Genomic DNA, 13,389 nt, shown 5'->3' on the forward strand with positions numbered 1-13,389 from the left:
ATTCGGCAATGCTGGCCCATGATCTAGCCAAGGTTAAGAGCGGACAGTTCCTGCTGAGGATCGAGGATATCGACCGCTCGCGGTCGCGCTCCCATTGGGAAGATCAAATCTCTGACGATCTGCGGTGGCTGGGCCTTCACTGGCCCGAACCTGTGATGCGGCAATCGGATCGCTTGGCAGAATACGACAAGGCGCTGGATGATCTATGGGCGCGCGGGTTGCTGTACCCCTGCACCTGTAACCGCAAGGATATCGCCGCCGCCGCCAGTGCGCCGCAGGAAGGCACGCCGCTGCACGGGCCAGACGGGATTATCTATCCCGGTACATGTCGGGCGAAATGGCAGCCGAGCTTTGCACATGACCCGCGCCCCAAAGACATACCGCTGCGCCTGGATGTGGCTGCGGCTGGCCAACTGCTTCTGACCCGCGGGCAATCCGACACCGTCGTGGGATCGTTTCGGGAAGACGGCGTTGGACCCAATGGCGAGGCCGGTGCCATCACGTTCACTCTGGATGAACTGACGAAAACCATCGGCGATGTGGTGTTGTCCCGGCGCGATATGGGGACGTCCTATCATCTGTCGGTGGTTTTGGACGATGCCGCGCAAGGCATCACCCATGTGATACGCGGTCAGGACCTGTTCGAGGCAACACGCATTCACGTCGTGTTGCAGGCCCTGCTTGGTCTGCAGGCACCACATTACCTGCATCACCGGCTGATCCGGGATGACGCCGGCAAACGCCTGGCAAAACGAGACGACGCGCGGGCGATCTCGAAATATCGGGCCGAAGGGGCCTCACCTGCGGACATCCGGGCAATGGTCGGCTTGTGACCGGGTCACTCCATCGGTGACATCAGCTCGACCTCGGTTCCGTCACGAACGGCAGTGTAAAAGCAGGTGCGGCGATTGGTGTGGCACGCGGCCCCGGTCTGGCGCACCTGAATCAGCAGACAATCGCGGTCGCAGTCAAAGCGGAAATCAACCAATTCCTGCACATGGCCCGAGGTTTCACCTTTGATCCAGAACGACTGGCGAGACCGCGACCAATAAGTGACGCGTCCGGTTTCCAGCGTTTTCTCAATGGCTTGGACGTTCATCCAAGCCATCATCAACACCTCGCCCGAGCTTTCATCCTGAGCGATGGCCGGGATCAGACCGGCCTCGTTGAACTTCAGCGCAGAGGGGTCAAACGTGACAGTAGCGGACATAAGAAAAACCTTTTGCATCCCGGTGGATGCTCACTATGTATGGGGAACAGACAACGAGGGAAAGCCATGTCCGGCGAGAACGATCTGATAAAGCTTTATTCCGGCCGCATTCTGGCGCTGGCCGCGGATATTCCGCATCTGGATCGGCTTGACGCCCCCGACGCCACCGTGAAAAAGCGGTCGCCCCTGTGCGGCTCGACGGTGACCGTGGATGTGAAAATGCAGGACGGTAAGGTCACGGAATACGGGCAGGACGTGAAAGCCTGCGCGCTGGGTCAGGCCTCGGCCTCGGTTGTCGGCAATGCCATTGTCGGAGCGACACGGGCGCAGGTGGAAACCGCACGCGACCAGTTGTCGGCCATGCTGAAAAAAGATGGCCCGGCGCCCGTAGCACCCTTTGACGGGCTCGAAGTGCTGATGCCTGCGCGGGAGTACAAGAACCGCCATGCCTCGATCCTTCTGGCGCTGGAAGCCGCGGCTGAGGCCATGGAACAGGCCGAACAGGCCAATTGCGCCTGAACGTAGCTTTCTGCTGCAAACCCGTCTAACCTCAGCAGAAATTTGGGGGAGAGACTGGTTTGAACAATCTGCTTGAGCATTTCGTTACCCTTTGGGTCGTTATCGATCCCATTGGCACGATCCCCGTTTTCATCGCGGTCACGGCCACCCTGACCACGTCCGCGCGCCGCAAAACCGCCCTGTTGGCCGCACTGGTCAGCGCCGGTGTTCTGCTGTTCTTTCTGATTTTTGGTCAATTGCTGATCGAGGCGCTGGATATCGGCCTGAACTCGTTTCAGGTCGCGGGCGGTATCATTCTGTTTCTCTTCGCGCTGACGATGATCTTTGGCGAAAGCAAACAGGTCGTCGAACAACACGAAGCCGAGGAAGAACTGGAAAGGCCGTCACACCGCCCCAACCCGGCTATCTTTCCTCTGGCGGTTCCCTCCCTTGCCTCCCCGGGGGCGATGTTGGCCATTGTCATCCTGACCGACAACAATCGGTACAGTGCCGCAGATCAGGGCATTACGGCCTTGGTGATGCTATCCGTTGTGTTGATCGCCTTTGTTTTGATGCTGCTGGCCGACCCGATCATTCGCCTTATTCGGTATTCGGGTGCTGCCATCATCAGCCGTGTCATGGGGATGATCCTGGCTTCGGTCGCGGTCAATTCCGTGCTGTCGGCAATGATTGAGATCATCAAAACGGGTGAACTTTAAAAAAAACCGCCGCGCCTTCCGGGCGGAAAGGGCGGCGGCAGGTTGTGCGTGTCTCGTGTGGGGTCCGGATAGCCGCGCAGGGCCGAGGCAGGCCCTTCAAGGGAAATGGGACAGGCAGGTCACCCTTGACTGAAATGGGGATGACAGCGCGGTATGATCGGCACGAGATCGCAGGCAGAAAGGGTCAGAACGTTCCCGGCAGGTGAAGCGCCACCATCAGCATGACCACCAGAGACACGGCCCCCACAGCATCCTGCAACAAAGTCGATTGCGAACGGCTAATAGCGGTCTTGATCTGGGTCAGCATGGTCTCACCTCCGGTCAGAGCTTTAATCCTTTGTTGACCTTTTGTTCTCATATTTCACTGAGTCGGTAAAGAACTTTTTGAGAACATTTGTGAACTTATGAGAACGTAGTCGCTAACCCACTGAAATCAAACGGATTGCCTGATCCTGTTTCATCAACCATAAAAGAACACGTGCCGCCTGACCCCGGTCCGATTTCAGTTGCGGATCAGCCGACAGCAGCGCGCGGGCGTCGGTTTGAGCAATGGCCATCAATCCGGCCTGTCGCTCAAGGTCTGCAATTCGGAATTTCGGCAGACCGGACTGCGCCGTGCCGATCAGGTCACCCGCCCCGCGCATTTGCAGATCGGTTTCCGAGATTCTGAAACCGTCTTCGGTTTCGCGCAGCACCTCTAGCCGTTTCCGACCGCCTTCGCTGAGCGGCGGTTGGTACATCAGCAGACAGGTGGAATCCGCCTCACCCCGTCCAACACGGCCGCGAAGTTGGTGCAGTTGCGCCAGGCCGAAAATCTCGGCCCGTTCGATCACCATGATCGAGGCATTGGGAACGTTGACCCCAACCTCAATCACCGTCGTGGCAACCAGAACCTTGGTCTGCCCCTCCTGAAACGCTTTCATCGCGGCGTCTTTGTCAGCCGACGGCATTTGGCCATGCACCAACCCGACCGTTCCTTCGCCCAGTATCGCGCGCAGGCGTTTGAACCGTTCCTCAGCCGCCGTCAGGTCGGAGACCTCGGACTCATCGACCAGAGGACAGACCCAATAGCACTGGCGCCCTTCGTCGATGGCACGGCGCAGATGGGATACGACCTCTTCCATGCGTTCGGTGCTGACAATGGCCGTTTTGATCGGTTTCCGACCGGGCGGTTTTTCGTCAAGCACCGAGACATCCATGTCGCCATACTGTGCCAGCGCCAGGCTGCGGGGGATTGGCGTGGCTGTCATGACCAGAACATCCGCGCCCTGCCCTTTTTCAGACAGTTCCATCCGCTGCCGGACGCCAAACCGGTGCTGTTCATCAACGATGGCAAGACGGAGCGCTTTGAATTCCACATCGCTTTGGAACACGGCATGGGTGCCAACCAGAATATGAATATCGCCGTTCTTCAGTGCCACCAGCTTGGCGCGGCGCTCAGCCCCTTTGTCGCGGCCGGTGAGGATATCCAAAACAACGCCAGCTTCTTCTGCCAAAGGCCGCAGCCCTTCCAAATGTTGCCGGGCCAAAATCTCGGTCGGGGCCATCATGACCCCCTGCCCGCCTGCTTCGACCGCGACGAGCAGCGCCATGAACGCCACCAGTGTTTTTCCCGCGCCGACGTCACCCTGCAGCAACCGGTTCATCCGCGCATCCGAGGCCATGTCGCCAGCAATGTCATCAATCGCCCGCATCTGCGCGCCGGTGGGCTTGTACGGAAGACTGGCCAGTACCTTGGCCTGCAACGTTCCGGTTCCGACACTGACGATGCCGCGGGCCTTCCGTTCTCGCTGCCGCGCCAAAGCCAATGTCAGTTGGTGCGCAAAAAGCTCATCATAAGCCAGGCGTTCCCGCGCGGGCGCATGAGCAGCAACATCATCCGCCCCTTGTGGATTGTGCGCAGCCGCAACTGCATCGGACCAGCTTGACCATCCCTGTTTCGACATCAAAGCCGGGTCGATCCATTCCTTTAGATCCGGCGCACGGGCCAAAGCACTGCGCGCAGCCTTGTAGGCCGTCTTTTGCGTGACCCCCTGTGTGAGATGATACACCGGCTCAAAGTCCGGAATGTCCCGCGCCTCTTCCACTGGCAGCATATGATCCGGGTGAACCATCTGCGCCATGCCGTCGAACAGTTCGAGCTTGCCCGATATCATCCGCCGTGACCCCTGTGGCAGAACCCGTTTCAAATAGTCGCCACGCGCATGGAAGAACACCAGTTGGAAATCTGCCTGACTGTCCTCGACATGCACCCGGTAGGCGCCGCCCTTGCTACGGGGCGGTCTGTGTGCGCCAACGGTCACCTCAACCGTCAGAGTCCTGGGCAGGTCGGCACCCTGAATGGTGTCACGGCGCCTGCGGTCGATGACGGCGTAGGGCAAGCTGAACAAAACGTCGCGCGGCGAGTCCGTACCGGCCTGCGCCAGAACCTGAGCCGTCTTCGGCCCCACGCCATCCAGCGTTTCAAGACCCGCGAATAACGGGAACAGCTGTTCGGGACGTCCGCTCATGCGGTTCCGATCAGCTGCAACCAGCCATCCTCGTCCAGCGTTTCAATCCCCAGTTCAGCGGCCTTTTTCGCCTTGGACCCTGCCCCGGGACCAGCCACCAGGATATCGGTTTTCTTGCTGACTGAACCCGAGACTTTGGCCCCCAACGCCTCGGCCCGGGCCTTGGCTTCGGCGCGAGTCATCTTTTCCAGCGTGCCCGTGAAGACAACGGTCTTGCCCGCAACAGGGCCGCCGGTGGTGTCGGGGCGTTTCGCTTCTTGCACGTCCAGTTGCGCAACAAGCGCGTCGATGCTGGCGCGTTCAGCCTCCTGCGCAAAGGCGGACACGAGGGCACGGGCCATGATTTCACCAACGCCATCGACGCTCAGTAGATCCTCCCATTCGGGACCTTCGAAATTCACCGCTGCCGTCACGGCGCTTTCGAAATCGGGCCAAGCGCCATAATGGGTGGCGATCAGGTTCGAGGCCGCCTCGCCCATATGTCGGATGCCCAACGCAAACAGCAACCGGCCAAACGGTATCTTACGCTTTTCATCGATCGCGGCCCACAGGTTGCCGGCACTTTGCGCTCCCCACCCTTTGCGGTTGGCCAGCTTGTTCAAATTCGCCGCATCGCGCTCTTGCAAGGTAAAAATATCAACCGGAGCTCTGACCGGCAAATCGGGATCGTCATAGAACATCTCGATCTGTTTGGCGCCCAACCCTTCGATGTCGAAAGCCTTGCGTGAGACAAAATGTTTCAGCTTTTCCACCGCCTGCGCCGGGCAGATCACGCCACCGGTACAGCGCCGGACGGCGTCACCCTCGTCGCGCACCGCATCGCTGTTGCATTCGGGGCAAGTCGTGGGAAAGTCGAAAGGCTCGGCGCCATCGGGGCGCTTTGAAATATCCACATCGGCCAGTTTAGGGATCACGTCGCCGGCGCGATAGACCTGCACCCAGTCGCCGACGCGGATGTCCTTGCCGTCGCGAATTGTACCGCCTTTGGCATCGCGGCCTGCGATGTAATCCTCGTTGTGCAGCGTGGCGTTCGACACGACCACTCCGCCCACGGTCACCGGATGCAGCCGGGCAACAGGGCTGAGCGCACCAGTCCGGCCAACCTGAATGTCAATCGCTTCCAGCCGGGTCCAGGCCAGTTCAGCCGGAAATTTATGTGCGATGGCCCAGCGAGGGGTCGTGGACCGGAACCCCAGCCGCGCTTGCAGGGACAGGTCATTCACCTTGTAAACAACACCGTCGATGTCATAGCCAAGCGTAGACCGCTGAACCTCGATATCCCGATAGTGGCCCAACATCTGCCCGGTGTCTTCACAAAGCCGGGTCAGCGGGTTGGTGGCAAATCCAAAGGTGCGCAACCGGTCAATTGCGCCGATTTGGGTGTCGGACAGCGGCTCGGACACCTCGCCCCACGCGTAGGCGAAAAACTTTAGCGGACGCGAACGCGTAACCTTCGAATCCAACTGCCGCAACGACCCAGCCGCCGCGTTTCGCGGGTTGGCAAAGGGCTTTTCACCGGCCTCTTCCTGCCGTGCGTTCAATGCGTCGAAGTCTTCATGCGACATGTAGACTTCCCCACGCACTTCCAGAACCTCAGGTGCATCCGCGATGGATTGAGGAATGTCCGAAATTGTCCGGGCATTGGCGGTGACGTTCTCTCCGACCTCGCCATCGCCGCGGGTGGCGGCCTGAACCAAAGTTCCGTTTTCATACCGCAATGACAGCGACAGGCCGTCAATCTTGGGCTCTGCGGTGAAGGACAACGGCTCTGCCTCATTCAACCCAAGGTACTTCCGGATCGAACGATCAAAGTCCTGGACATCTTCGTCATCAAACGCATTGCCCAGCGACATCATGCGCACGGCGTGGGTGACTTTGGAAAACCCGTCAGCCGGGCGCGCACCTACCTGATCCGAGGGGCTGTCGGCCCGTTTCAGCTGCGGGAAACGCGCTTCAATCTCGGCATTGCGGAGTTTGAGCGCATCATAGTCAGCATCGGAAATCTCTGGTGCGTCTTCTGCGTGATACAGCGTATTTGCCCGCGCAAGCTGTTCCGCAAGTTGCGCCAATTCTGCCCGCGCCGCGTCCTCTGTGAGGTCAGATACCGGAATCAATTTGCTCATGGCCTCGCCCTGTCACGTATTCTTGGATGTCAGTGATAGGGCGAGGTCATGGTCAGGTCCAGATGTGCTGTTCAGTGAGTGAGGGAGGCTGCCCCGGACCGCAGGCGACCGTGTTCAATTCAAGCGCCGACGGCCATCCGCGTTTCGTCGACGCTGTTGCTTTGCGGATCGCGCAGGACATAGCCCCTGCCCCAAACGGTTTCGATATAATTATCGCCGCCGGTCGCGTTGCTGAGCTTTTTGCGCAGTTTGCAGATGAATACGTCGATGATCTTCAGCTCGGGCTCATCCATGCCGCCATAGAGGTGGTTCAGAAACATCTCTTTGGTCAGCGTCGTGCCCTTGCGCAGGCTCAGCAGTTCCAGCATCTGGTATTCCTTGCCGGTCAGATGCACCGCCTTGCCTTCGACCTCAACCGTTTTGGCATCCAGATTCACCGCCACCTGTCCGGTGTGGATGATCGATTGCGAGTGCCCTTTCGAGCGGCGGATGATGGCGTGGATACGGGCCACCAGTTCCTCGCGATGAAACGGCTTGGTCATGTAGTCATCGGCACCGAAGCCGAAACCCTTGATCTTGCTTTCCGTATCATCCGCGCCCGACAGGATCAGGATCGGCGTTTCCACCCGCGCAATGCGCAGTTGGCGCAGCACTTCATGCCCGTTCATGTCCGGCAGGTTCAGGTCCAGCAGGATCAGATCGTAATCGTAAAGTTTCGCCAGATCGATGCCTTCCTCGCCGAGGTCCGTTGCATAGACGTTGAGGTTGGCGTGCGTCAGCATCAGCTCGATGCTTTTCGACGTGGTCGGATCATCCTCGACAAGAAGTATACGCATTTACTGCTCCAATTCGGGTCAATTTACCAATTTCAAATTGAGCCTGCTCAAAAATGGTTAATCTGACGTTACCGTTGAATCATTTATTCACTTTCATCTTTAGGTTGTCGATATTTTTTTAGCGCTGTGACTTTCAGAGCGTCCGTTCCGTGCTCTGCAACCGCCGAAACCCACGCGTTGAACTCCTCATCACTCAGCCCATAGCGCTTTTTGGCGTCCGACAGCGTGATCAGCCCGTAAATCACGCCCCGAACGACAATCACCTTGCGCGAGGCAACCCAACGCGTCGTATCCTCGGGCGGCAGATCGGCGCGCGATAAAACCGTTCCATCCGGCAGGGTTACCGACCTTGGTCCTTCTACTTTGTGCAAATACATCTCTCGGTCCTCTTCGTGCTGCGACAAAGCTGACACCAGCCTACTTAATGCAGGGTGAAACCGCCCCTTGAGAGTGTGTAGAATTTTCCTATATTCTGCCGGTCTTTCTTAACCCGCACTGGAATCGTCATGGCCCTTGACACCGAGACACCGCTGAACTCGCTTGGCTTTGCCAAACCCCCGTCGGAAACGCGGGTGGTTGTGGCCATGTCCGGCGGCGTGGACAGTTCGGTTGTGGCCGCGCATCTGGCCGACCAGGGTTATGACGTCGTTGGTGTGACGTTGCAGCTGTATGACCACGGCGCCGCGCTGGCCAAGAAAGGCGCGTGCTGTGCCGGAATCGACATTCATGATGCGCGTCGCGTGGCCGAGGAACGTGGCTTTCCGCACTATGTTCTGGACTACGAGAATATCTTCAAGGATGCGGTGATTGACGAGTTCGCCGACAGCTATCTGGCCGGTGCAACACCAGTGCCGTGCATTCGTTGCAACGAACGGGTGAAGTTCAAGGACCTGCTGGAAACGGCCAAGGACCTTGAGGCCGACTGCATGGCAACCGGTCACTATATCCAACGCAAGATGGGGCCGAATGGCCCGGAGTTGCACAGTGCCGAAGATGCAAACCGGGATCAGTCCTACTTCCTGTTTTCGACCACACCCGAGCAGCTGGACTTCCTGCGCTTTCCGCTGGGCCATCTGCCCTCGAAAGACGCAACCCGCGAGATGGCGGCGCAATACGGGCTGGCCGTGGCCGACAAACCCGATAGTCAGGACATCTGCTTTGTGCCCGATGGCAACTATGCCAGCGTGATTGAGAAACTGCGCCCGGGTGCTGCGGAACCGGGTGAGATCGTGCACGCCGATGGCCGTGTCCTGGCACAGCATAATGGCGTCATTCACTATACGATCGGTCAGCGCCGCGGGCTGGGGATCGGTGGCCTCAGCGAGCCGCTCTATGTGGTCAAGCTGGACGTCGACAAGAAACAGGTCGTCGTTGGGCCCAAAGAGATGCTGGCCACCCGCACCATTCCGGTACGTGAGATAAACTGGCTGGGTGACGAGCCGTTCACCTCGCGCGATGAATGGCATGTATTGGTCAAGGTCCGCTCGACCCGTCCGCCGCGCGAGGCGATCATTCGCCCGCTGTCCGACACCACGGCCGAGGTCGAATTGCTGACACCCGAGGAAGGTGTTTCGCCGGGTCAGGCCTGCGTATTCTATGCTTCGGAAGGCAGCCGCATCTTTGGAGGCGGCTGGATCTGGCGCGGCTACTAAATCGCGTCGGTCCACGAGTTGCTGAGGATATAAAGCCCGGCGCAGATCATTACATAAGGCACCAGACGCTCTAACCGCCGGGCCAAAGCACCGCTCATGAACGGGGCTTTTGATCCAAGCAGAGCAACCGTGGCCAGACAAGCTGCGGCAATCACAGCACCAATCACGCCAGCAGTTCGGAAGCTGGGGGCGGAATCCGCCAACAGCGGCGCCAGAACCGCGAAGGTGTCCATTGACAGGCTGATGAACAGCAACGTGACCATGATCACCGACGCTCCGGTATCCAGGTTGGGGTTTGCCGCGGTTTCTTTCCCGCTTTTCCTCCGGATCAGAGCCAGAATGCCAAGGCTCAGCGGGATCACCCCCAGATACCCGGCCCAGTGCGGCACCACATCTTCGACCCCCATCGCCAGCAAAAGCGCCGCACCGATCACGATCATCTGTGCCATCAGGAACCCGAAGATCGACCGCTTTGCCCCCGAGACCACCGTCAGCGCCAGAAGCGCCGCCAGATTGTCCAGATTGGTCATGATCTGAGCCATAAAGGCAGACAGACCAAAAAGCGCAAAGTCCAGCATCACGTGTTCATCCGCGACAGAACCGCTTTGGCCGCGCGCAGTCCGGGCGCTTCGCCGCCGCGTCCCAGACGCTCCATCGTTGTCACCATGGCCTCGCACTGCGCATTCGGGTTCGCAGCCACCTGTGACAGGGCGTCAGCGATCTTGTCCGGCTGACAGTCGTCCAACAGGCATTCGGGAACGGTGCGGGTCTCTGACACCAGATTGACCAGCGTCACCGTGTCCAGCTTGACCATGCGCTTGGCGATCCGGGTCGTAAGCCAGTTGAGGTTATAGGCAATCACCATCGGTGTGGCCTGCGCGGCCAATTCCAGCGAGACGGTGCCCGACGCCGCCAGCGCCAGCTCAGCCGTTGCAAAGGCGGCCCGCTTTTGCGCAACCGCTTGGTCCGAGGGCATGTTGCGCGGATCGACCACCACCGGTTTGCCCGGCCAGCTTTGCACATGCTGCGCAACGGTATCGACCATATGCGCCACCGCTGGCACCACGACCCGCACGTCCGGCCGGTCTTGCAGGTAACGCTGCAACGCTGCACCAAAGATCGGGGCCAGACGTTCGACCTCGCCCCCGCGCGAACCAGGCAGCGCCAATAAAATCGGTGCGTCGCCCAGATCATGGGCGGTGCGGAGCGTGCGGATATCGTCTTCGGTCGCAACCGGTTCAGTGGCAACCGGGTGGCCGACGAAATCGCATTCCATACCGGCGCGCTCCATATAGGGCGGCTCGAAGGGCAGCAGCGCCAGAACGTGATCGATCACCTTGGCCATCTTGTCGGCCCGGCTCGGACGCCACGCCCAGACACTCGGGGCAACGTAATGCACGGTTCGAATATCGCTCTGCGCCTTGACGATCTTGACCACGCGCAGTGAAAAATCAGGGCTGTCTATGGTGATCAGTACATCCGGCTGCGTGTCCAGAACCGCATTCGCGGTCTCGGCAATCCGGCGTTTGAGGTGGAAGAACTTGGGCAGAACCTCGACCAGCCCCATCACTGAAAGTTCGGACATCGGAAAGCGGCTTTCCATGCCCTGTGCCTGCATCAACGGCCCGCCAACGCCGTCAAACTGCACATCGGGAACGAGGGTTCGAAGCCCCTCCATCAGCGCACCGCCCAAACGGTCGCCCGACGGTTCTCCGGCGACCAGAAACACCCGCATCAGCTGGCCCGCTCGCGTACGTAGAGGAACAGACCAAGGCGGTTGCATTCGTCGAGAACACGATCCTGTTGCAGAACGATGACGCCGCCCTTTTCGATGACGATCCCCGCAAGCCCGGCGGCCACGGCAGAGGACACGGTACCCGGCCCAATGGTCGGCAAGTCCGCCCGACGATCCTGATCGGGTTTCGGAGCTTTGAACAGAACCCCGCCACCGGCATCGGGGCGTTGGGTCAAAGACTGCAACATCCAGTCGGTGCCAAAGATACTTTCAACCGCCAGTGCCTGCCCTTTGGACACGGCGCAGGCCTGCCCGATATCCGCGCCCCCCATGGCCCGCAGGATACCGGCGGCCCGATGTGCATCAGCCAGATCAGCCTCAGACGGTTGCGCTTCGGTCAGGCACCCAAGCTGCGGCAGCAACGTGGGTGCAATCTCATGGGCCGCGCGAACGGTCAGGCCGGATTCTTCGAAAATGCCGATCACGGCACGCAGGGCGCCATCATCGCCGGACATGAGCGCCTGTTGCAACACCGGCACCAGCGGCATCGTCGCCGCATCAATGCGTGAAGGATCAATCGCCGGTCGCCGGACAGCGCCTGCCAGGCAGATGTCGGTTACACCGCGCGCTTTCAGATCACCAATGAAACTGCCCAGCTGTTCCAGCGGAAACACGATATCTGCCGTCAGAGTGTCGGGCGTGAACCCCTCCATCGCACAGACCACCGGGCGATCGGCAAGGTGTTGCACCACTTCGCCCGGCAAGGCACCCGTTCCAGCAATCAGCGCCAGCATCGGTTTACTTCCTCGGTGTCAGGAAAGAGCGATCCGACTCTCCGGTCACGAAATCCACGATCCGCTGCACGTATTCGCTTTCGTTTTCTGCCCCCACCCGATGAGCGCGCTCCATGAACGTCCCCTCACCCGATGACAATTCGCGGAACGCAGCCCGCAGGGCCGCGATATCCTCGCGCGAAACACCACGCCGTTTGAGACCCACCAGATTCAGGCCGTCCAACTCACCCCGAGGGGCCTGAACCAGGCCGTAGGGGATCACATCATTGGCCACCATCGTCAGCGCGCCGATGATCGCACCACGACCCACGCGCACCCATTGGTGCAGGCCCGAGATGCCGCCGACGATCACGTCGTCCTCGATGACGCAATGCCCCGCCGCGCCGGCATGGTTGACCATGATCACCCGGTTGCCGATCTGCACATCATGCGCCACATGCACACCGGCCATCAGCAGGCAATCATCACCGATCCGGGTCACACCACCACCGCCTTCGGTGCCGGTGTTCACCGTGACATGCTCGCGGATACGGTTGCGTTTGCCGATCTCCAGCCGCGTGTCTTCGCCGCCGAACTTCAGGTCCTGCGGAATCTCTCCGATCACCGAGAAGTTGAAGATCACGGTTTCATCACCAACCGAGGTATTCCCGGTCACGACAACATGCGATTTCAGCTCAACCCGCTCGCCCAGCTTGACCTGCGCACCGACATAGCAGAATGGCCCGATGATGCAGCCTTCACCGATCTGCGCACCGTCTTCGATAATCGCGCTTGGGTGGATGCCGCTCATGTTGTTTTTTCCATGTCCCAGTCGACATAGGCCGAGAATTCGGCCTCGGCCGCGATCTCGCCTTCAACGGTCGCTTTGCCGCTGAACTTGAAAATCTTGCCGCCCTTCTTGCCGCGCACGGTTTCGACATGCATCTCAAGCACGTCGCCCGGGATCACCTTGCGGCGGAATTTGCATTTGTCGATATTCATGAAATAGATCAGCAATTCGCTGTCGATCACATCCATACCCACGCCCAGCATCACGCCAGCGGTTTGAGCCATCGCCTCGACAATGGTGACGCCCGGCATGATCGGAGTGCCCGGGAAATGACCCTGGAAATGCGGCTCGTTCATGGTGACGTTCTTGATGCCAACCGCCGACTGATAGCCCGAGATATCAACCACCTTGTCGACCAGCAGAAACGGATAGCGATGCGGCAAGATCCGCTGGATCAGCTGAATATCTGCGCTTTTGGTTTCCGTGCTCATAGTGTCGTCGTCCCGTAATGGATTTCTGTTTGCGGCGTGGTAGCAATACCGC

Annotated in this window: 15 protein-coding genes; 4 read left to right on the top strand and 11 right to left on the bottom strand. The window is 59.6% G+C overall.

Going from position 1 to position 13,389, the window contains the following annotated elements; all coding sequences use genetic code 11:
• The first annotated feature begins 8 nt into the window (after nt 1-8).
• A complete protein-coding gene (gluQRS, locus tag ACR0DO_RS00125) occupies nt 9-833 on the top strand; it encodes a tRNA glutamyl-Q(34) synthetase GluQRS (protein ID WP_480556092.1) in 825 nt (274 codons plus the stop codon).
• Nucleotides 834-838: 5 nt separating this feature from the next.
• On the opposite strand, the gene hisI is transcribed toward gluQRS, so the two are convergent.
• Nucleotides 839-1,228, bottom strand: a complete 390-nt coding sequence (gene hisI / locus ACR0DO_RS00130) for a phosphoribosyl-AMP cyclohydrolase (RefSeq protein ID WP_480556093.1) — start codon at nt 1,226-1,228, stop codon at nt 839-841.
• Between the two features lie 48 nt (nt 1,229-1,276).
• Between hisI and ACR0DO_RS00135 the strand changes: the two genes are divergently transcribed.
• Together ACR0DO_RS00135 and ACR0DO_RS00140 are read left to right on the top strand one after the other, a co-directional pair.
• A complete protein-coding gene (locus tag ACR0DO_RS00135; RefSeq protein ID WP_480556094.1) occupies nt 1,277-1,729 on the top strand; it encodes an iron-sulfur cluster assembly scaffold protein in 453 nt (150 codons plus the stop codon).
• A gap of 59 nt (nt 1,730-1,788) precedes the next feature.
• Nucleotides 1,789-2,427: a MarC family protein gene (locus ACR0DO_RS00140; protein ID WP_480556095.1), complete on the top strand. Its 639-nt coding sequence runs from the start codon at nt 1,789-1,791 to the stop codon at nt 2,425-2,427.
• Between the two features lie 184 nt (nt 2,428-2,611).
• Here the strand turns inward: ACR0DO_RS00140 and ACR0DO_RS00145 are convergent, their stop codons facing one another.
• The 5 genes from ACR0DO_RS00145 to sciP all read right to left on the bottom strand — a co-directional run bounded on the left by ACR0DO_RS00145 (nt 2,612) and on the right by sciP (nt 8,273).
• Nucleotides 2,612-2,734: a hypothetical protein gene (locus ACR0DO_RS00145; protein ID WP_302478167.1), complete on the bottom strand. Its 123-nt coding sequence runs from the start codon at nt 2,732-2,734 to the stop codon at nt 2,612-2,614.
• Nucleotides 2,735-2,846: 112 nt separating this feature from the next.
• Nucleotides 2,847-4,937: an ATP-dependent DNA helicase RecG gene (gene recG / locus ACR0DO_RS00150; protein ID WP_480556096.1), complete on the bottom strand. Its 2,091-nt coding sequence runs from the start codon at nt 4,935-4,937 to the stop codon at nt 2,847-2,849.
• Nucleotides 4,934-7,060: an NAD-dependent DNA ligase LigA gene (gene ligA / locus ACR0DO_RS00155; protein WP_480556097.1), complete on the bottom strand. Its 2,127-nt coding sequence runs from the start codon at nt 7,058-7,060 to the stop codon at nt 4,934-4,936. The genes recG and ligA overlap by 4 nt, the downstream gene beginning before the upstream one ends.
• Before the next feature lie 119 nt (nt 7,061-7,179).
• Nucleotides 7,180-7,896 carry a response regulator transcription factor CtrA gene (gene ctrA, locus ACR0DO_RS00160; protein WP_170442653.1) on the bottom strand — a complete coding sequence of 239 codons (717 nt, stop codon included), beginning with the start codon at nt 7,894-7,896 and terminating at the stop codon, nt 7,180-7,182.
• Nucleotides 7,897-7,979: 83 nt separating this feature from the next.
• On the bottom strand, nt 7,980-8,273 hold the full coding sequence (gene sciP / locus ACR0DO_RS00165) for a CtrA inhibitor SciP (protein WP_170442651.1): 294 nt from the start codon (nt 8,271-8,273) through the stop codon (nt 7,980-7,982).
• Between the two features lie 129 nt (nt 8,274-8,402).
• On the opposite strand from sciP, the gene mnmA reads away from it, so the two are divergent.
• Entirely contained in the window at nt 8,403-9,548 is a 1,146-nt protein-coding gene (gene mnmA / locus ACR0DO_RS00170) for a tRNA 2-thiouridine(34) synthase MnmA (protein ID WP_170671408.1), read from the top strand.
• On the opposite strand, the gene ACR0DO_RS00175 is transcribed toward mnmA, so the two are convergent.
• The 5 genes from ACR0DO_RS00175 to fabZ are packed head-to-tail and all read right to left on the bottom strand — an operon-like array spanning nt 9,545 to nt 13,337.
• Nucleotides 9,545-10,126, bottom strand: coding sequence for a cadmium resistance transporter (locus ACR0DO_RS00175; protein ID WP_170671406.1), 582 nt, complete (start codon nt 10,124-10,126; stop codon nt 9,545-9,547). The two genes, mnmA and ACR0DO_RS00175, sit on opposite strands and share 4 nt — an antisense overlap.
• The gene (gene lpxB / locus ACR0DO_RS00180; protein ID WP_480556098.1) at nt 10,126-11,283 is read right to left on the bottom strand and encodes a lipid-A-disaccharide synthase; all 1,158 of its coding nucleotides are present in this window, start codon (nt 11,281-11,283) and stop codon (nt 10,126-10,128) included. The genes ACR0DO_RS00175 and lpxB overlap by 1 nt, the downstream gene beginning before the upstream one ends.
• Nucleotides 11,283-12,077 (bottom strand): LpxI family protein, encoded by a 795-nt coding sequence (locus tag ACR0DO_RS00185; protein ID WP_480556099.1) that lies wholly within the window; start codon nt 12,075-12,077, stop codon nt 11,283-11,285. Before ACR0DO_RS00185 ends, lpxB begins: the two co-directional genes overlap by 1 nt.
• A 4-nt stretch (nt 12,078-12,081) precedes the next feature.
• Entirely contained in the window at nt 12,082-12,867 is a 786-nt protein-coding gene (lpxA, locus tag ACR0DO_RS00190) for an acyl-ACP--UDP-N-acetylglucosamine O-acyltransferase (protein WP_480556100.1), read from the bottom strand.
• Nucleotides 12,864-13,337, bottom strand: coding sequence for a 3-hydroxyacyl-ACP dehydratase FabZ (gene fabZ, locus ACR0DO_RS00195; protein ID WP_170398715.1), 474 nt, complete (start codon nt 13,335-13,337; stop codon nt 12,864-12,866). The genes lpxA and fabZ overlap by 4 nt, the downstream gene beginning before the upstream one ends.
• Nucleotides 13,338-13,389 lie beyond the last annotated feature (52 nt).

Source organism: Ruegeria sp. AM9, assembly GCF_056540565.1.

Coding starts and splice junctions, on each gene's coding strand:
- gluQRS (WP_480556092.1), top strand. CDS start 9: ATGCTGGCCCATGATCTAGCCAAGGTTAAGAGCGGACAGTTCCTGCTG.
- hisI (WP_480556093.1), bottom strand. CDS start 1,228: ATGCAAAAGGTTTTTCTTATGTCCGCTACTGTCACGTTTGACCCCTCT.
- ACR0DO_RS00135 (WP_480556094.1), top strand. CDS start 1,277: ATGTCCGGCGAGAACGATCTGATAAAGCTTTATTCCGGCCGCATTCTG.
- ACR0DO_RS00145 (WP_302478167.1), bottom strand. CDS start 2,734: ATGCTGACCCAGATCAAGACCGCTATTAGCCGTTCGCAATCGACTTTG.
- recG (WP_480556096.1), bottom strand. CDS start 4,937: ATGAGCGGACGTCCCGAACAGCTGTTCCCGTTATTCGCGGGTCTTGAA.
- ligA (WP_480556097.1), bottom strand. CDS start 7,060: ATGAGCAAATTGATTCCGGTATCTGACCTCACAGAGGACGCGGCGCGG.
- ctrA (WP_170442653.1), bottom strand. CDS start 7,896: ATGCGTATACTTCTTGTCGAGGATGATCCGACCACGTCGAAAAGCATC.
- sciP (WP_170442651.1), bottom strand. CDS start 8,273: ATGTATTTGCACAAAGTAGAAGGACCAAGGTCGGTAACCCTGCCGGAT.
- mnmA (WP_170671408.1), top strand. CDS start 8,403: ATGGCCCTTGACACCGAGACACCGCTGAACTCGCTTGGCTTTGCCAAA.
- ACR0DO_RS00175 (WP_170671406.1), bottom strand. CDS start 10,126: ATGCTGGACTTTGCGCTTTTTGGTCTGTCTGCCTTTATGGCTCAGATC.
- lpxB (WP_480556098.1), bottom strand. CDS start 11,283: ATGCGGGTGTTTCTGGTCGCCGGAGAACCGTCGGGCGACCGTTTGGGC.
- ACR0DO_RS00185 (WP_480556099.1), bottom strand. CDS start 12,077: ATGCTGGCGCTGATTGCTGGAACGGGTGCCTTGCCGGGCGAAGTGGTG.
- lpxA (WP_480556100.1), bottom strand. CDS start 12,867: ATGAGCGGCATCCACCCAAGCGCGATTATCGAAGACGGTGCGCAGATC.
- fabZ (WP_170398715.1), bottom strand. CDS start 13,337: ATGAGCACGGAAACCAAAAGCGCAGATATTCAGCTGATCCAGCGGATC.